At 40.4% G+C, this 16,819-nt stretch carries 16 protein-coding genes; 3 read left to right on the forward strand and 13 right to left on the reverse strand.

Going from position 1 to position 16,819, the window contains the following annotated elements:
- Positions 1-13: 13 nt before the first annotated feature.
- The 3 genes from GQR38_RS02830 to mnmC form a co-directional block, all read right to left on the reverse strand.
- A complete protein-coding gene (locus GQR38_RS02830; protein WP_007581997.1) occupies positions 14-649 on the reverse strand; it encodes an NAD(P)-binding oxidoreductase in 636 nt (211 codons plus the stop codon).
- Between the two features lie 183 nt (positions 650-832).
- Positions 833-1,156, reverse strand: coding sequence for a hypothetical protein (locus GQR38_RS02835; protein WP_165721355.1), 324 nt, complete (start codon positions 1,154-1,156; stop codon positions 833-835).
- Positions 1,157-1,223: 67 nt separating this feature from the next.
- On the reverse strand, positions 1,224-3,233 hold the full coding sequence (gene mnmC, locus GQR38_RS02840; protein WP_165721356.1) for a bifunctional tRNA (5-methylaminomethyl-2-thiouridine)(34)-methyltransferase MnmD/FAD-dependent 5-carboxymethylaminomethyl-2-thiouridine(34) oxidoreductase MnmC: 2,010 nt from the start codon (positions 3,231-3,233) through the stop codon (positions 1,224-1,226).
- 178 nt (positions 3,234-3,411) lie between these two features.
- On the opposite strand from mnmC, the gene fabB reads away from it, so the two are divergent.
- Positions 3,412-4,623, forward strand: a complete 1,212-nt coding sequence (gene fabB, locus GQR38_RS02845) for a beta-ketoacyl-ACP synthase I (RefSeq protein ID WP_007582000.1) — start codon at positions 3,412-3,414, stop codon at positions 4,621-4,623.
- 103 nt (positions 4,624-4,726) lie between these two features.
- Here fabB and GQR38_RS02850 read toward each other — a convergent pair whose 3' ends face one another.
- Complete coding sequence (locus GQR38_RS02850) at positions 4,727-5,092, reverse strand: hypothetical protein (RefSeq protein ID WP_165721357.1); 366 nt, start codon at positions 5,090-5,092, stop codon at positions 4,727-4,729.
- A gap of 51 nt (positions 5,093-5,143) precedes the next feature.
- Here GQR38_RS02850 and GQR38_RS02855 point away from each other — a divergent pair, with 51 nt between their 5' ends.
- A complete protein-coding gene (locus GQR38_RS02855; RefSeq protein ID WP_165721358.1) occupies positions 5,144-5,686 on the forward strand; it encodes a GNAT family N-acetyltransferase in 543 nt (180 codons plus the stop codon).
- A gap of 92 nt (positions 5,687-5,778) precedes the next feature.
- Entirely contained in the window at positions 5,779-7,452 is a 1,674-nt protein-coding gene (gene ggt, locus GQR38_RS02860) for a gamma-glutamyltransferase (protein WP_165721359.1), read from the forward strand.
- A gap of 48 nt (positions 7,453-7,500) precedes the next feature.
- On the opposite strand, the gene GQR38_RS02865 is transcribed toward ggt, so the two are convergent.
- From GQR38_RS02865 to GQR38_RS02905, 9 genes are all read right to left on the reverse strand, one after another.
- Entirely contained in the window at positions 7,501-8,361 is an 861-nt protein-coding gene (locus GQR38_RS02865; RefSeq protein ID WP_165721360.1) for a TIM44-like domain-containing protein, read from the reverse strand.
- A gap of 164 nt (positions 8,362-8,525) precedes the next feature.
- Entirely contained in the window at positions 8,526-9,278 is a 753-nt protein-coding gene (locus GQR38_RS02870) for a DUF3379 family protein (protein WP_007582005.1), read from the reverse strand.
- A complete protein-coding gene (locus GQR38_RS02875; RefSeq protein ID WP_165721361.1) occupies positions 9,278-9,835 on the reverse strand; it encodes a sigma-70 family RNA polymerase sigma factor in 558 nt (185 codons plus the stop codon). The genes GQR38_RS02870 and GQR38_RS02875 overlap by 1 nt, the downstream gene beginning before the upstream one ends.
- Positions 9,836-9,896: 61 nt before the next feature.
- Positions 9,897-11,555: a BatD family protein gene (locus tag GQR38_RS02880; protein WP_165721362.1), complete on the reverse strand. Its 1,659-nt coding sequence runs from the start codon at positions 11,553-11,555 to the stop codon at positions 9,897-9,899.
- Positions 11,549-13,489, reverse strand: coding sequence for a VWA domain-containing protein (locus GQR38_RS02885; protein WP_165721363.1), 1,941 nt, complete (start codon positions 13,487-13,489; stop codon positions 11,549-11,551). The genes GQR38_RS02880 and GQR38_RS02885 overlap by 7 nt, the downstream gene beginning before the upstream one ends.
- Entirely contained in the window at positions 13,489-14,475 is a 987-nt protein-coding gene (locus tag GQR38_RS02890; protein ID WP_165721364.1) for a VWA domain-containing protein, read from the reverse strand. The genes GQR38_RS02885 and GQR38_RS02890 overlap by 1 nt, the downstream gene beginning before the upstream one ends.
- On the reverse strand, positions 14,468-14,902 hold the full coding sequence (locus GQR38_RS02895; protein ID WP_004335624.1) for a DUF4381 domain-containing protein: 435 nt from the start codon (positions 14,900-14,902) through the stop codon (positions 14,468-14,470). The genes GQR38_RS02890 and GQR38_RS02895 overlap by 8 nt, the downstream gene beginning before the upstream one ends.
- A gap of 2 nt (positions 14,903-14,904) precedes the next feature.
- Positions 14,905-15,849 carry a DUF58 domain-containing protein gene (locus GQR38_RS02900; protein ID WP_024598408.1) on the reverse strand — a complete coding sequence of 315 codons (945 nt, stop codon included), beginning with the start codon at positions 15,847-15,849 and terminating at the stop codon, positions 14,905-14,907.
- A gap of 3 nt (positions 15,850-15,852) precedes the next feature.
- Positions 15,853-16,809 carry a MoxR family ATPase gene (locus GQR38_RS02905; RefSeq protein ID WP_024598407.1) on the reverse strand — a complete coding sequence of 319 codons (957 nt, stop codon included), beginning with the start codon at positions 16,807-16,809 and terminating at the stop codon, positions 15,853-15,855.
- Positions 16,810-16,819 lie beyond the last annotated feature (10 nt).

Here is a 16,819-nt window from a genome sequence, read left to right on the forward strand (position 1 = left end):
TTGGTATTAAAGCTTATTTAACAGCGGCTTTAATTGGCTTGTCGCCATCAAACAACTTAAAAATGCGGTTACTAATAAATGAGTTGGTCGCAATATGTAATAATGCATTAGCTACGTTTTCGCGGCTAATTTTAGCTTCTGAACGATCACTTGGTTGCTGCGTAGTTACTTGCATTGAAGCACTATCGTCAGTCAATGTACCAGGGCGAACAATGGTATAATTTAAACCACTATTTATTAGGTGCTCGTCAGCCATGTGCTTAGCAACCAAGTAAGGTTTTAAATCACCTTGAATCGAATCTGGATCGTCTGCACCAATTGAACTGACCATAATAAAGTGATTAACGCCGTGCTCTTTAGCGAATGTAGCTGCTTTTGTTGCAGCCCATAAATCAATGAGTACAGTTTTATCATCGCCTGTACTTCCACCAGAACCAGCAGCAAAAATCACTTGGTCACAGCCTTTCATTGCGTCACCAAAATCACCTTCAAGATCTTGCTCAACAATAGTTAAAAAAGAGCTGTTTAAATCGCTTAACTTATTTTTGTCACGCACTAATGCCACAACATTTTGCTCATTTTCTAAAAGTAGCTCAGTTGTCATTTTACCTATTTGTCCGCTTGCGCCAATAATTAGGGTCTTACTCATAATTAACTCCTTCCAATAAATAGTAAAAGTAATGTGCTTACAAACAGACCTTGGGGTAGGGGATTATTTTTAAAGGGTAAAAAAGAGTTTAAATGAGCTAATTTCAAAAAATACTTTAATTAAAGTACGATGCTTAACTGAGTATTAAAGTTAGCTGCTTTTGGCGTGTTTTTTTAGACCTTTTTATTCAACCATTATACTCACTTCGGTCACATAACTACGGCGGTATAGACTAATACGGACTTTATGTTCTTGGTAATTATAAAACAAAGTGCGATATGTACTATTGCCATTTGTTTTTGAAGGTTCACCTAATTTTTGCTGATAAAAGCGAGTGATATCAGAAATTGAATCGGTTAAATAACCAGTACGTACCATTGGGTATTCGCTTGCTACATCCATCGTTGTAACAAACTCTTCAGGAAGTGGGATTTCAGTGACGTTTTGGCTAAGTGCGTTAAACGATAGAGTGCATAGCAACATTATTAAAAATGCTAAAGTTTTCATTAGAGTCCTTTGAGTAATAAATTCCTTTTATTGGTACTTATTTTACCTCAATAAGCACCAATGTCATTTAAATTTTATTACGAATTAAGTCTCGCACTATAAACCGGGCAGGGTGAATAGCTTGGCTTACACGTTCGCTTAATGGGCGGGGTTCGTTATTTAAACAACTTACGAGGTGGTCTGCACTTAGCGGTGCGCTGCATAAAGCGCGTGCGCCAAAACCGGTGAAAATATGCAGGCCTTGTTGCGGCTTATTAAGTAGCTCGTACTGGTAGCGTTTACCTAAACGTAGATTAGCAAAAGCCATTATATAATCACTTTGCTCGCACCATTGCCCTGCCATTGGTAGGTGATCTATAAATGTGCAGCGAACAGCCGCTTTTGCCGAGGTTATATTGCCAAGGGTGGAGGCAAATTCACTTTGCTGATAAAAGCTAAGTAGTTGCTCTTGGTTTAATTGGTTGTCGAGCGCTGTAACTTGGCGGCTTTTAGTGTTTTTTTCAAATGTGGCACCCATGCAGTGATGATCTAAATAAGCCGGGGTAAAATACCCTTTATGGCATAGCACTGTTTTAAGTTTGCGTGATTGCTCACTTGCCTCAATATGTGAAACCTGACCGCGCACGCCTACTATAGGTAGCGCTTTTGTTTGCTCAAATGCATCGCTGTGCTCACCTGCACAAATAATTACATCGCTAAAAGGGCCTAGCTGCTCATCATTCGTTAATAAAAACCAACCGCTATCAGTTTTTTTAAGCTGCTTTATATTGCAGTTAAATAGGCTTTTAAATGGGCTTATGCTATTTGCAGCGCTTAGCATAGCGTTTACTAATTGTGGCGGGTTAACCCAGCCGCCTTGTTCAAAAAACACGCCTGAATAACCTGTCGTTACGCCGGCTATTTCATCGCCTTGCTCTGCGGTTACGTTGTGCATTAGCTGGATTGGCCACAGTTGCTTTTGTGCTAAGTTTTCGTGCTTATCAGCGAGAGGTTTTTTCACTGCGTGTTGTAATACGCCGCACCAATCGTAATCAAAGCTAAAGCCGTTTTCGAGTAACTGGTTATACAAACGTTTTGCGTATAAAAAGCTATGTGCAAACAATTCACTGTGTGGCGAGTTTTTAGCTTGTAGGTGAGGGTAAATAGCGCCTTGCACATTGTGCGATGCCCCCATTGCAGGCTTTTCATCTTGGCAGAATAATTGGCTGGTTATGCCTCGTTTAGCCAAGCTGTATAAAATACAGCTACTGGCAATACCACCGCCAATGACCGCTACATTTTTTAAAGTACTGCTATCCTGATTAAAATAAGCGGGGGTTGATTGAGCGTTATTAACATGTTTAAGTTGGCCAGTAAGCATATCTTCTTTTTGATTAAAATCCTTGGCTTTTTTAGTACTAAAGCCAGCCTCTATTAATCCTCGTTGAACAAAGTCAGCGGCAGTAAAAGTCGATAAGGTTGCATTAGCTCTTGTTATATCAGCCATGGAGTTAAATAAACTTTGCTGCCACATATCAGGATTTTTACTTGGCTCAAGCCCATTTAAATACCAAGCATCAACAATTCCTGTTTGCGGGTAGCTCATTGCTTGTATTGATTCAAGCGCATCACCAAAGTATAAATCGAGAACAACATTGCCATTATTAAATTCGAGCCGGTGGCATCCTTCTAAATTAATTGGGTAGTTTACTGTTAATTGCTCACTAAAATAACTTAAGGTAGGCCAAGCGGTTAATGCTTGTTTTAAGTCTGTTAATGTTAAGGGATACTTTTCAAACGAAATATAGTGTAGGCGTTTTACGCTTTTTTCACATTCATTTTGAACTTGCATCCGCTCAAGGTGGTCTTTAAAGCGTTGCCACGTATTTAAAAAGTTTAAACCGGTGCCAAAACCGGTTTCGGCAATAACAAAATGTGATTGGTCATGATTTTGTAATCGTACATCTATATTATTTTGCTCATAGTACACATAATGCGATTGAGCTAAGCCATCGTCATTAGAAAAATAAATATCACCGGAGTCATTAGTCAAAGGTGTACCTAAATTATTAATGTGACTATGTGTGTTTTTAATCATAATTTTTTAAATTTATAGATATATTTTTAATTATTTTACGGGTTTTCTTTGTAATAGTCTGGCGTTATTTATAAGCTAGCAGTTCAGAGTACAAGTGTACGCTAGAAAGCTGACCACTTAGGTGATTAAATTCGCGTAAAATAGAATGCAATTAAGTATTAAGCTAAGGGAATTACCCATGAGAAGAGCTGTAATTACAGGTATCGGTGTTGTATCAAGCATTGGTAACAACAAAGAAGAAGTATTAGAATCGTTAAAAACGGGCAAAAGCGGCATCGCTTTTAACCAAGAATTTGCCGATTATAAGTTACGTAGTAACGTATCGGGTAAAATTGATATTGACGTTAAAGCACATGTTGACCGCAAAGCAATGCGCTTTATGGGCGATGCTGCTGCATATTCTTATATTTCGATGACTCAAGCAATTGAAGACTCAGGTTTGTCTGACGACCAAGTATCAAATGAGCGCACGGGTATTATTGTTGGCTCTGGCGGTGGTTCGTCTAAATGGCAGGTAGAAGCTGCTGATATTTTACGTGAAAAAGGCGTAAAACGTGTAGGGCCTTATATGGTTCCACGTACTATGGCGAGCACTACATCTGCTTGTTTAGCAACACCTTTTAAAATTAAAGGTGTTAACTACTCAATTAGCTCTGCATGTGCAACATCTGCGCATTGTATTGGTAATGCAGTAGAACAAATTCAATTAGGTAAGCAAGATGTTGTTTTTGCTGGTGGCGGTGAAGAACTACACTGGACATTGGCAATGGAATTTGACGCTATGGGCGCACTTTCTACTAAGTACAACGAAACACCAGAAAAAGCGTCTCGTACATACGATGCAAATCGCGATGGTTTTGTTATATCTGGTGGCGGCGGTATTGTTGTAGTTGAAGAACTTGAACATGCACTTGCACGTGGCGCGCACATTTACGCTGAAATTGTTGGTTACGGTGCAACATCAGATGGCTACGACATGGTTGCTCCATCTGGCGAAGGTGCAGCACGTTGTATGCGCCAAGCTATGCAAGATGTAGACAGTATTGATTACTTAAACACGCATGGTACATCTACACCTGTAGGCGACGTTAAAGAGCTTGGTGCGATTCAAGAAGTGTTTGGTGGTAAGTCACCAATGATCAGCGCAACTAAAGCAATGACGGGTCATGCCCTCGGTGCTGCAGGTGTTCACGAAGCTATCTTCTCATTATTGATGCTAGAGCACAGCTTTGTAGCGCCTTCAATTAATATTGATGAGCTAGATGAGCAAGCGGCAGGTTTAGATATTATTACTGAACGTCGTGACGTTGAGTTAAATACTGTAATGTCTAATAGCTTTGGCTTTGGTGGCACAAACGCTACTTTAGTTATGAGTAAGTACAAAGGTTAATTTGAGCTTATAAGCCCTAAATATGTAAACACATGTCAGGGCTAAACTGCTTAAAACAAAAAAGGAAAGCCGAGGCTTTCCTTTTTTATTATCGAAAGTTAAATTAACCTTCGTTATGTTCTTTACGCGCTTGCTCAATTTCGTCAGCAATTTCTTGCGCTTTCTGCTTAGTTTTTTCAGTTAACTCGCCAGCAGCTTCTTTGCTTTTAATCCATGCATCAACCGCAATCTCTTTGCCGTCGTCGTACATGTCTAAGCCCATTGTTTTACTTTGCTCTAATAGCTCGTTTAAAGACTCATCATTTTTAAGATCGTTAGTTGTCTCTTTAACGTCGTTCCATGCATCACCAAGCTTTTCTTGCATTTGTGCGCTTTTATCTTTTGCATCTTCTTTTACTTCGGTGGCATCTTCACAACCAGTTAATGTAATTAAAGTGCCTAATAAAGCTAAACCTGCTAATTTATTCATGTGCTATCTCCTTTAGAGACTGATAATTAATTCGAGGCAGACTATACAACAATGAAAATGAACGCCCCCGTAACAAAACGATTAAATTTTAAATTAATGAGTGAGCACGATTGGCCTCAATTATTTGAACTCGACCAAGACCCAGCCGTAATGCAGTATTTAACGCGAGGTGTACCTACCTCCGCAGAGCAAATAAAAAATGAGGGAGTGCCTCGTATGCTCGCATATCGAAATGAGCTAAAAGGCTGGGGGCTGTGGAGTATCACTCTAAAGCAAACCAGTACATTTATTGGCTGGGTATTAATAAGACCTATGGATTTCTTTAGTGATGCACCAAATTACAGCGATATTGAAATAGGTTGGCGCTTTAAACAAGCGAGTTGGGGGCATGGTTATGCAACCGAGGCGGCTTTAGCATTATGTGATGAACTCATTAAGCAAGATGACGTTAAGGCGATAAGTGCAACGGCACTAAAAGATAATACGGCCTCTATAGCAATAATGAAAAAGTTAGGTCTGCAATTTATAAAAAATTATACACATACAGACGAGCAAGGCGACTTACCTGCGGTGCTTTATTCAAAAAACGTTTGAAGATGATTAAATATCAACAGTATAAAGATTGACCTGTCCTTAAGTGACGTGCATTAATATGGGCAACAAAAATAATAAATTAAGGATGTTGTATGGGATTGTTTTTTTCACCACGTAAATTAATCGTCAAAAGTGTACTGGTTTTACAGTTCACTACTTTTAGTGTTTTGGCGCAGCCTTTAGCGCAAAGCGCGGTCGCAATGCCAGACTCGTTCAGTGCCGATGCTGCTAAAAGTATATTAGAGCAAGGCGGTAATGCTGTTGATGCGGCTATTACGGCACAATTTGTACTTGCAGTGACGCTTCCTGAAGCTGGAAATATTGGCGGCGGGGGATTTATGCTTATTCAAAAAGATGGCAAAGGCGATTTTATAGATTATCGCGAAACAGCGCCAACAGCGGCTCATCGTGATATGTATTTAGATGAGCAAGGTAATGTTATTGCAAACAAATCAATATATGGCATTCACGCAAGCGGTGTACCTGGCAGTGTAGCGGGTATGTGGCTTGCCCATCAAAAGCATGGCACTTTAAAGTGGGAAGCACTAGTACAGCCTGCTGTAACGTTGGCTGAGCAAGGGTTTGTAGTTCCGCCTAAGTTAGCAAAAGGTGTTAGCCATTATATAGCCCACCTAAAAGAGCAAAAAATAAATGTAAACTTCGAAAAATACTTCGCTGATGTAAAAGCTAATAAAGTCTTTAAGCAACCCGAGTTAGCGGCGACGCTAAAGCGTATTCGTGATAACGGCCAAGATGGATTTTATAAAGGCGAGACTGCAAATATTATTGCTAAATTTATGCATCTACATGGTGGTATTATTAATCAAGATGATTTAAAAAATTATACCGCTAAATCACGTGCGCCCATTAAAGCTAGTTGGAATGGTTATGAAGTACTTACTTCGCCACCGCCGAGTTCAGGTGGTATTGCTATTTTACAGTGGCTCAAAATGTATGAGTTACAAAAACCAGATGCGGGCTTAGCGCATAACTCGACTCAGTATGTGCACTTACTTTCTGAAATAGGTAAACGTGTATTTGCAGATAGAGCAGAGTATTTAGGCGACCCTGATTTTTTTGACGTTCCAGTAAACGCGTTAACTAATATTAACTACCTCAAAGAGCGCAGTAATGGCATTTCGTTAACCGCTATCTCGACTACCGAAAATATTAAACCGGGCCTTAAAGAAAGTGAGCAAACTACGCACTTTTCAATCGTTGATAAAATGGGTAACGCTGTCGCAAATACCACCACAATAAACTTAGGGTTTGGTAGCGGTGTCGTTGTTGAAGGTGCGGGGTTTATTTTAAATGATGAAATGGACGACTTTAGCGCCAAACCAGGCGTTATGAATGTGTTTGGTGCAATAGGCGGTAAAGCTAATGAAATACAGCCACACAAGCGTATGTTGAGTTCTATGACACCTACAATATTACTTAAAGACAACACCGTTAAAATGGTGACAGGTTCGCCTGGTGGCACAACCATTATTAGCTCTGTGTACGAATCTATATTAAATGCGATAGAGTTTGATATGACTGCAGAGCAGGTTGTAAATAGCCCTCGTTTTCATCATCAATTGTGGCCTAAAAATATAATTAGAACGCACATAGGTTTAACCGATAGCGTAAAAGCAGAACTCACCAAAATGGGTTACACCATAGACGAGAGACACTTTGGTGACTTACACGTTATTATTAATAAAAATGGTCAATTAGATGCCGCTTCTGAAGCATCAGGGCGCGGTAAATCAATTGTTTTTTAAATAAAAAAACACCGTGCTAAAAAGCGCGGTGTTTAAAATAATAAAAGCTTATTGAGTATCAATTAAATCTTCAACACCCACTATTAGCCATGGAGCATCGTCTGAAATTAGGCGCCCTAAGTGCCAAATTTCTAAAATAGGCTGTTCTTTTTTATCGCCTAAATCACGGTACTTACCTTTAAAGCGAACACTAACCTGCCACGATTGCGCATTTGTATCTGCACGCACAAGTTCGGCATCAATAAACATTACTTCAGTGTCTACACTCTGTATAGCTTCACGCTCAGCTTTAAATTCGGCAACAAGTGCAGGGCTTAAGTATTCAGCCATTGTGGTGTAATCGGCATTATTCCATGCAGTTTGTAGCGTATGGTAATGACTACGGGCACCTTGCAAAAAGCCATTAACGTCAAAGTTAGGTGGTAAATTAAAAGGGACACTTTCACCTTGTGGGGCGCTGTTAGCAAAGCCTGTACTCATTGGCTGCTCGATTGGTGCTTGTTTAAAAGCATTTTGCTGAGCACTTGTATCCGCACTGGCATTTGCAAGTTGTGGGGCACGATTAGCACGTAAAAAGCCTGTTACTAGCTTAAATAAAATAAATAGTCCGCCAGCTAATAAAATCATTTCTAATAGCTGAAAACCTTCAAAATCGTCGCCTAACATTGCTGCAATTAAGCCACCCGCTAAAAGACCACCCAAAACGCCAGCCATAATGCCTTTTTTATTTGATGTGGCTTTAGGTGCTGCTGTTGGAGTTGTTGTATCTGCTTTTTGTTTTTGTGCTGTTTGTTGTGTTGCAGGAGTTTGTCCACGTTTACTACTGCCAAACTTTTTACGTGCGTGTGCATCAAAACTGGCAGTACATAATAATGCCAATAATGAAAAAATAACGATGATGTTCTTCATGAAATTCCCTAATTAAAATCGAGTCGTGATTATAATTTACTTTCTTAAGGAATTTAATTAATTACTTTAAAAATCAGAGGTTTTGAGTATAAAAGAAAAGGTTTATTGGTAGGTATATAATCAAAAAACCGCTTAGTAGAGACTAAGCGGTAAATTTGTTTATTTTAAAGCCAACGAATAGCGCCAGTAACGCGTTCGTTATAAGTATTTAGAGGTGCTCCAACACTTGCCACTAAAATAGTATCTGCTTGTGAGCCTCGGTTAATATGACCTTCAAAGCGCTCGTCTTTGAAATTATCATCGCCAAAACCAAATGATTTATTTTCAGAAGGCACTATAAATACCGTCATAGGACCAAAGTCAGACTCAAATATCAAATGTAGCCCTTTTTCGCCTTTAAAATCACAAAACATAGCGTAAGTTACATCACCAGGAAGCTCATCAAGATGACCACCTAATACTGCAAGCTTGTCGTTAACGCTTTGTAGGCTAATGGGCTCTTTTTTATCAAGCGCACTAATTTCGTAGTACACATGGGCAAGCGCATGCTCACCCGCTTCGTGTGCAATATTTTGCTCTGTACTAAAAAAGAAAGCACTAATAGCCACTACAAAAGATGCAGCTAATGCAAGATGCACGCGGTCAAGCTTAAAACGCGAGCGGGCATCAACTACATTTTTTCCTGTTGCTTGCTCTTCTTGTAGTGCTTTTTCTTTTAACGATGTGTTTAAAAGAATGCGGTCTGCAAGGTTTTCAGGCACAGGTATATCTAAAGAGTCTTGAATAAATTTATCAAAATCTTTCATATCGTTAATAAAACTTTGTCGCTCTGGGTTATTGTTAGCAAACTCCATGAGCTCCTTGTCAATGTCGTTTGGCTGCGCAATAGTGCGGCGACGAAACTCAAGTTCATCCATTATTTTGATGCCCCTTTAAGTTGTTCATCATCACGGCTTAAAGCCTCTTTAAGTTGATTTCGGGCACGGTATAAACGAGTCATTACCGTGTTTTTATTTAAATTAAGTATGCCTGCGATCTCTTCGCCAGAGCAGCCCATTACAACTTGTAGTAATAATGGCTCTCGGTATTCATCAGATAGCAGGGCAATCTGGCGTTGGATAACCGTTTGCTCCATTTCATCATCTAATGAGTGGCTGGTTTCATCAACAAGCGTATCGTTTTCTACGTCGCTGTAATCAAACTGTTTACGTTCAAATCGGCGCGCATTTTCTCTTCGTAATATAGTAAGCAGCCAAGGTTTAGCTGCCTTTTGATCAAGTAAAGAGTCGAGAGAACGCCACGCGCGTAAAAACGTTTCTTGTACTAAATCATCTGCTATGTGCGGATCACGGCATAACCAATAAGCAAAGCGGTAAAGCTCTTTATTGTAAACGTGGACCAAGGCTTCATAACGCTTTTGTTTCTCTGCCATATTGATTAAGACCTGATTGTTTGATTTTTTCTTTCCAAGCATAAGTACTTTTTTAATAAAAAATTATTATTTATTGCAAAAAAAGACCTGAGTATCGTAGTTATTAATCGTAAAGGTCTTTTAATACAGCTTGTTGCGACTTTGATGCTTGAGTTTGATAGTTCTCAAGAGTTTTAATAATAGCATTAAGATCCGTATCTGTGCCTCTATTACTATAAAGTTGTGCCTGTAATTGGCTAATGAGGCCATTAAGCTCGCTGCTATTTACGCGACGGCAAAGCTCATCAATAGCGCCTACATTTTTGCGAGTAACCTTTTCAGAAAAATTATTTAATGCGGTGTAAAAGGCTTTCACATCATGCGTTTTAGCTAATGTTTTAAGCTCGTTTAAGCTCGGCTGAGAAATATCACGGTTGTTTGGATGTAAATTTTCAGTCGTATTTTTAGTAGAACGGGTCATTAAGTAAAAAATTACAGTACCAACCCATAAAATATACCCTAAAGCGGCAACAACTATTAACCAAAGGGGAGTATCACTTTTAGTTTCAATAGGTTGTATACCTGTTGCTTGATTCGAAATATTTTCAATAGCAGATAAATTATTTGGGCTTGATTGTAGGTTTGCCACAGCGGTATTAGGTGCGGTGCTACTTGGCGTTACCGTTATAGTGCGCTTTGGCAATGTAGCTACGCTAATACGGTTCATTTTAGTATTAAACCAAGGCAGCTGTATTTCAGGTAAAGTGTAAGTACCTGGTTTTTGCGGCAGTAATGCATACGATGCAGTTTGCTGCGATACAACGCGTCCGTCACGTACTGCATTGTTATTTTCTTTTTTATCAGGGTAGCTGCGTATGCCATCAATGGTAGGCATAGAGATTTCAGGTAATTGCTCTTTTGTAACACCAAGCGCGGTAAGTGTAATAGTACGTGTTATAGGCGTACCTACTTCTACGGTGTTGTCGTTAGGTTGCCATTCTTCATCAAGACTAACTAGCTCGCTTGGTAACCACGCACCTTTATAGTCACTCGGAATTGGTTTGATTTCTACTTGCTGATCGTCGCCAAGAGCTGATACTTCTAATTGACGATAATTTTGTTGTACTCGTCCTTGAAAAGCGGGGCCTGCAATAGTGTACGCACCGCTTTTTTGTGGCTGAATCAAATACTCGCGAGTAATAACAAGGTAGCGTTTACCATCAACAAGCTCATAGCTTTCAGTTTGTTTACCCAATTGGGTTAGCTGAGCATCTTCCATATTTGGTGTGCTTAAGCTGCCATCAAGCAGCTCTTTCGCAAGGTAAAGCTTAATAGTGTAAACACCGGCTTCTTGGACAAATAATGAATTACTTGAGAGCGACGTTTTTAAAAATATTTCGTTATTTTTATCTGCATCAACTGAGCGTTTTGCCACTTTTAATTTAATAGGCTGTGAGGTTAACCCTGCAACGCTAAATGCCGGAATAGTGTAATCACCCTCTGCACGGGTCATTAATTTAACTGACCACGTGGTTTGTTTATTAATGCTGCCATTAATAATGTTGGTACGAGAACTTAAGCTTGTTGGGCCTACCACAAAGTCTTTTAACAGCGATGAGGTGTCTGGTTGCTCGCCTTTAACTGTATCGTCTACGGATATATTAAGCATAAAAAATTCACCCGCTAAAACAGGGTTTTTATCTACGCTGGCTTCTAATTTGGTGGCAGCCCACGAAGGCATCGCACTTAATAGCAATAAACAGCAAAATAATCGCATTACCATGATTTTTCGACTCCTGTAGGGCGACGTTTATATTGTCTTTTTTGGGCTTCTAATTGCATTTTATTCCGTAATAAAATAGCCGGATCGTCCGGGACTTTTCTAAGTAGTTGATTAAGCTGTTGTGCTTTTTCTTTTTCTTCATTAGTGAGCTCACTTGCTTGGGCTTGCATAGCTTGTTGCTGAGCATTTTGTTTTTGCTCATCAGTAGCAGGTTGCTCATTCATTGCTTGTGGCTTACTTTGTTGCTGCTCGTCTTGAGGTTGGTCAGCGTCTTTATTTTGCCCTTGCTCACTTTGTGGCTGAGCTTGCATATCAGGTTCATTTTGCTTGTCTGATTGCTCGCCAGGCTCACCTTGTTGATCTTTTGATTGTTCAGACTCTTTATCTGATTCTTTATCAGATTTTTCATCGCCGGGGCTTTGACTTTCGTTTTCGCCTTTTTCAGAATCGCTTTTATCACCATTTTGTTGCTGATCCTGTTTTGACTCATCAGAATTTTGCCCTTGGTTTTGCTCATCTTTTTTCTGGCTATCATCTTGGTCTTGAGAGTCGTCGCCGTCGCTTTGCTGATCTTGCTGGTTTTGTTGCTCTTGTTGATTGAGTAATTGTTCAACTAAAGCTTGGTTGTCAGTTGCTTGTGTAAAGTCGTCTTGTAAGGTTTGGGCTTGTTTGTAGGCTTCAATGGCGTCCTCAAGCTTGCCAGCTTTGGCGAGGGCATTACCGTAGTTGTATAAACCGGTAGCCGACTTATCATTACTAAACTCATTAAGTGCAGCATCAAAATTACCTTGCTGGTAAAGCGCAGCGCCTTTTAACTCACTCGATTGCGCCTGTGTTGCTGCATCGTATTCTTTATTATTGTAAGCCTGCAATGCACGTTGATCTGCATTTTGCAAAAGAGTAGGGAGCTCTACGGCATACGCATTTTGCTGCGGTAAAAAACCAAAAGCTAAAAATGCGCCTAACAAGGCAGCGCGTCTAAATAAATACAAACCAAATGGCAGTAATAACAAGAGTCCGTATATACCTGCATCTATTCGCCAAAGCGCATGGCTTTGTTTTTCGTCTTTCAATAATTCACTCTGTGCATTTGGGGCAAACGTATTTATGTCGTTATTGCTAGGTTGGTAACTAGCAAATTCACCACCACTGCTCGATGCTAAATTTTTAAGCTGACTGGCATTGAGAGTAGGTACTACAATTTGGCCGTATCTGTCTTTCAAAAAACCACCTTCAGGTAACTTAATTGGAGCGCCTTGAGCGGTACCTACGCCATATATATTTAATCTATATTGGGTGTTACTGGTAAAGCTACTCACGTCGCTTTGTTCTTGTTGGTCAATACCGTCGGTCACTAAAATAATGTCGCCATCAATATAACCCGCTTGCGTTAATAGCTCTTTGGCCATATCAAGACCCGCTAAAACGTTTGAGCCTTTGTCTGGCATTATTTCAGGGCTTAAGCTTGGAATTAAATTACTGAGTGTTGTGGCGTCGTTTGTTAGTGGTGAAATTATATAGGCCGTGCCTGCGTAAGCTACAAGCGCGGTATCTCCTTCTTTAAACAGCTCAATCATATCAAGCGCTTTAAAGCGTGATTGCATTAAACGATTTGGTAAAATATCGGTGCTGTACATTGAGTACGACATATCCATAACAATTACACGGGCACTTTTACTTTGAAATACAGGAACTTGTTTTTTCTCAAAGCTAGGCCCAGCACTAAATAAAATGCCAAGGCTGCAAAACAAAGCAACTAACCAAAGTGGCTGGCTGGCTTTAGTGTTTGCTTCGCTCATGATAAATTGTGCTAAATGCGGTGCAATTAGCTGCTCACTAGTCGTTTTTTTATGCTTAATTAAGGCGACAAAAAATAATGCCACAGCAGGTATGAGTAACCATAAAAGAGCGGGGCGAATAAATTCAAAATCCATTAGTTTGGCTCCTTTAATGCACGCAGTGTACTAAGCATTACTTTTAAGCTAATAAGTAAAATAGCGATAAGTAACGGGTAGTAAAATAATGGGCTTTGTGGGCGGAATGTTTGTTCATCAGCGCTAATAGGTTCAAGTTTATCAAGCTCTGCGTAAATTTGTTGAAGGCCTGCTACATCTTTGGCCCTAAAGTATAATCCGCCAGTTTGCTCGGCAATCTTTTTAAGTAAGCTTTCATCTAAACTACTGCCACTAGAGCCACCCATGTTAAAGAGGCTAAAGCCGCGCGGATTATCTGAGCCAACGCCAATGGTGTACACTTTAATACCTTCCTCGCGAGCTAGCAGCAGAGCATCTTCTGGGTTTAAATTACCCGCAGTATTTTGTCCGTCGGTTAATAGCACCACAATACGGTTACTTTCATCTTTATTGGCAAAGCGTTTTACCGAAAGACCCAATGCATCACCAATGGCTGTTGCGCGTCCCACTAAACCAATTTGCGCTTCACTGAGCATTTTACTTACTGTTTTAACGTCGCGCGTGAGGGGGGTTTGTAAAAATGCGGTGTCGCCAAATAATATCAACCCAAGCCTGTCGCCTTGACGCTGCTCTATAAAATCACTGAGTACGGCTTTTACCATGGTAAGGCGGTCAACATATTGGCCATTGTAAGCCATGTCTTGTTCGGTCATCGAGCCTGATAAGTCAACTGCTAACATTATATCGCGCCCTTCATTTGGTAATGAGATTGGCTCATCTAACCATGTTGGATTGGCAGCGGCAGTAACAAGTAATAACCAAATTATCCATTCGAAAGGATTTAAACGTCGTGCGTGTGGCTCAATGCTTTGGCTGGTTAAATTGTGCTTTGCAAAACTGGGTATACGTAAACGCGTACTGGCATTACTTGCTGCGGGTTTTAATAGTAAAAGTAATAAAGGCAAAGGTAGTAATAAAAATAACCATGGCCAGCTAAATTCAAACATTTACTGACTCCTTTATTTTAAATTGTTTAATACCTTGGCGAAATTTTTCGCACAGTGTTGTATCTTTTTGGCTGGGGTTATACAAGCTTAGTATTTCTTGTTCTGTAAAGCTCAAACCGGTGAGCGTATTTAGTGTTGTGCACCATTTAGAGGTTGATTGCGCAGCAAGGCGCTTGTCGTAATATTCAATCACTAAACGTTTTAAAATAATATGCAGTTGCTGAGGATTTTGCTCACTTTGGCTCAATTGTATTGCGTAGCGTTTAGGCTTTTTAAATTTATGTTTTTTGTAAAATATATAAATAGCTGCGCACAGTGCTAAAAACAGCAGTGCAATAATAACCCACCAAGCAGGGGCGAGTGGCCACCAATTAACTTGGCTTGGCGCTATTATATCGTGCAGGCCATCGAGTGGATTGGTTTGCATGGTTATTTTCTCACTAATTGCAGCTCAAGCGGTGTTGCTGCATTGAATGATATTAAATTAAGACCCGATTTAGTTAAGCGATTAAAGCGCGTACTAAATGCTTGCTCAGCATTTTTAGCAAAGCGTTCTCTAAAGTTGTTATCCATTAATGGTAGGGCAAAGTCTTGACCATTTGCATTAACGGTGACAGCTTGCTTAAACGCAGGTAACTGATGCTCAAACGGATCGCTTATGTGGCAACCAATAAGCTCGCAGTGACGGCTTAATATTTCGAGTTGCTTAAAGCTGGCATCATCCAGAGCGTTAAAATCAGACACCAAATACACTAAGCTGCCTGGTTTTGCTAAATGATTAAGGCGCTTTAGGTTATCGCTAAAGTTGTTAGTGGCTGTTTTATCAATATTGTTGAGCGCTTGCTGGTGGTTGTCGCATAAATTATGACAAAGCTTAAGCACGGCTTTTTCACGGGCGCTGGGCTTTAGCTCCAAATGCGAGTGCTGATTAAACACTATACCGCCAATTCTGTCGCCGCGTTGACACGCCGACCATGCAACAAGAGCGCTTATATGCGCAGCTTGCACCGACTTTAATAGTAACTTTGAGCCAAACAGCATTGAGTTAGAAAAATCAGTAAATACAAACACAGGGCGCTCTTTTTCTTCTTGAAAGAGCTTTGTGTGAGTCTCGCCGGTACGCGCAGTGACTCGCCAATCAATAGAGCGAATATCGTCACCTTGCTGATAATGACGCACTTCGGCAAATTCCATTCCTCGGCCTTTGTGCGGTGCAAGGTATTGCCCTGTTAAGGTATTTTTTATTTTTACCTTAGGGGCAAGTTCAAGCAATTGCGCTTTGGCTTTGTAATACATCAGCTCTTTGAGAGCTAAATTAACACCGTGGCTATGGCTCTGTTTGAGCCATGCTTGGGATTCTAATTGTTTTTGCATAACTTATGGTACGGCTACAAGTTCAACTATACGGCTTATTACTTGATCTTTAGTAATGCCATCGGCTTGGGCTTCGTAACTTAAAATAATGCGATGACGCAGTACGTTATGCACAACAGCTTGAATGTCGTCAGGTGCTACAAAGTCGCGACCTTGAAGCCATGCATGAGCACGAGCACATTTATCAAGTGCTATTGTTGCACGCGGACTTGCACCAAACTCAATCCAGCTACCTAGTTGCGCATCTAATTTAGCGCCTTCACGGGTGGCAATAATAAGTTGTACTAAATATTGCTCAAGCGGCTCTGCTAAATAAAGGCCTAGTATTTCTTTTCGGGCTGCAAATAAATCGCTTTGACTAATTTTTTGCAATACTGGTTGTTGCTCGTTAAGCGCTTCGCCGCGTGTTAAACGCAGTATATCAAGCTCATGCTCTGCGCCAGGGTAGCCAATACTTAGATGCAGTAAAAAGCGATCCAGCTGGGCTTCTGGTAACGGGTAAGTCCCTTCTTGCTCTAGCGGGTTTTGTGTTGCCATAACTAAAAATAGTTCGCTAAGCGGATAAGTGTTTTTACCCACGGTCACTTGGCGCTCTGCCATGGCTTCTAATAGTGCTGATTGTACTTTGGCTGGTGCACGGTTAATTTCGTCAGCTAAAATTAGGTTGTGAAAAAGAGGGCCTTTTTCAAATACAAACTCGCTAGTTTGTTGGCGGTAAATATCGGTGCCTGTTACATCAGCCGGTAATAAGTCTGGCGTAAACTGTACGCGCTGAAACGATCCTTCAATACCTTTAGCAAGTGCATTAACTGCACGTGTTTTTGCAAGCCCAGGAGGGCCTTCTACTAATAAGTGACCATCAGCTAAAATAGCAATAAGTAGCGCTTGTGTAAGCTCTGGCTGGCCAATGATTTGTGTATCTAAGTACGTTTTTAATTGTGAAAATGCGTTAGCTGCCATAATAAGTGGA

The sequence above is a fragment of the Pseudoalteromonas sp. c7(2019) genome (genome assembly GCF_011378625.1).
In the GTDB taxonomy this organism is placed as follows: domain Bacteria; phylum Pseudomonadota; class Gammaproteobacteria; order Enterobacterales; family Alteromonadaceae; genus Pseudoalteromonas; species Pseudoalteromonas arctica.

Bases quoted from the DNA above. Each gene is read 5' to 3' on its own strand.
- GQR38_RS02855 (WP_165721358.1), top strand. From the start codon at position 5,144: ATGAAAATGAACGCCCCCGTAACAAAACGATTAAATTTTAAATTAATG.
- GQR38_RS02850 (WP_165721357.1), bottom strand. From the start codon at position 5,092: ATGAATAAATTAGCAGGTTTAGCTTTATTAGGCACTTTAATTACATTA.
- fabB (WP_007582000.1), top strand. From the start codon at position 3,412: ATGAGAAGAGCTGTAATTACAGGTATCGGTGTTGTATCAAGCATTGGT.
- GQR38_RS02890 (WP_165721364.1), bottom strand. From the start codon at position 14,475: ATGTTTGAATTTAGCTGGCCATGGTTATTTTTATTACTACCTTTGCCT.
- GQR38_RS02875 (WP_165721361.1), bottom strand. From the start codon at position 9,835: ATGCTTGGAAAGAAAAAATCAAACAATCAGGTCTTAATCAATATGGCA.
- ggt (WP_165721359.1), top strand. From the start codon at position 5,779: ATGGGATTGTTTTTTTCACCACGTAAATTAATCGTCAAAAGTGTACTG.
- mnmC (WP_165721356.1), bottom strand. From the start codon at position 3,233: ATGATTAAAAACACACATAGTCACATTAATAATTTAGGTACACCTTTG.
- GQR38_RS02880 (WP_165721362.1), bottom strand. From the start codon at position 11,555: ATGGTAATGCGATTATTTTGCTGTTTATTGCTATTAAGTGCGATGCCT.
- GQR38_RS02870 (WP_007582005.1), bottom strand. From the start codon at position 9,278: ATGGATGAACTTGAGTTTCGTCGCCGCACTATTGCGCAGCCAAACGAC.
- GQR38_RS02835 (WP_165721355.1), bottom strand. From the start codon at position 1,156: ATGAAAACTTTAGCATTTTTAATAATGTTGCTATGCACTCTATCGTTT.
- GQR38_RS02900 (WP_024598408.1), bottom strand. From the start codon at position 15,849: ATGCAAAAACAATTAGAATCCCAAGCATGGCTCAAACAGAGCCATAGC.
- GQR38_RS02905 (WP_024598407.1), bottom strand. From the start codon at position 16,809: ATGGCAGCTAACGCATTTTCACAATTAAAAACGTACTTAGATACACAA.
- GQR38_RS02885 (WP_165721363.1), bottom strand. From the start codon at position 13,489: ATGGATTTTGAATTTATTCGCCCCGCTCTTTTATGGTTACTCATACCT.
- GQR38_RS02865 (WP_165721360.1), bottom strand. From the start codon at position 8,361: ATGAAGAACATCATCGTTATTTTTTCATTATTGGCATTATTATGTACT.
- GQR38_RS02895 (WP_004335624.1), bottom strand. From the start codon at position 14,902: ATGCAAACCAATCCACTCGATGGCCTGCACGATATAATAGCGCCAAGC.
- GQR38_RS02830 (WP_007581997.1), bottom strand. From the start codon at position 649: ATGAGTAAGACCCTAATTATTGGCGCAAGCGGACAAATAGGTAAAATG.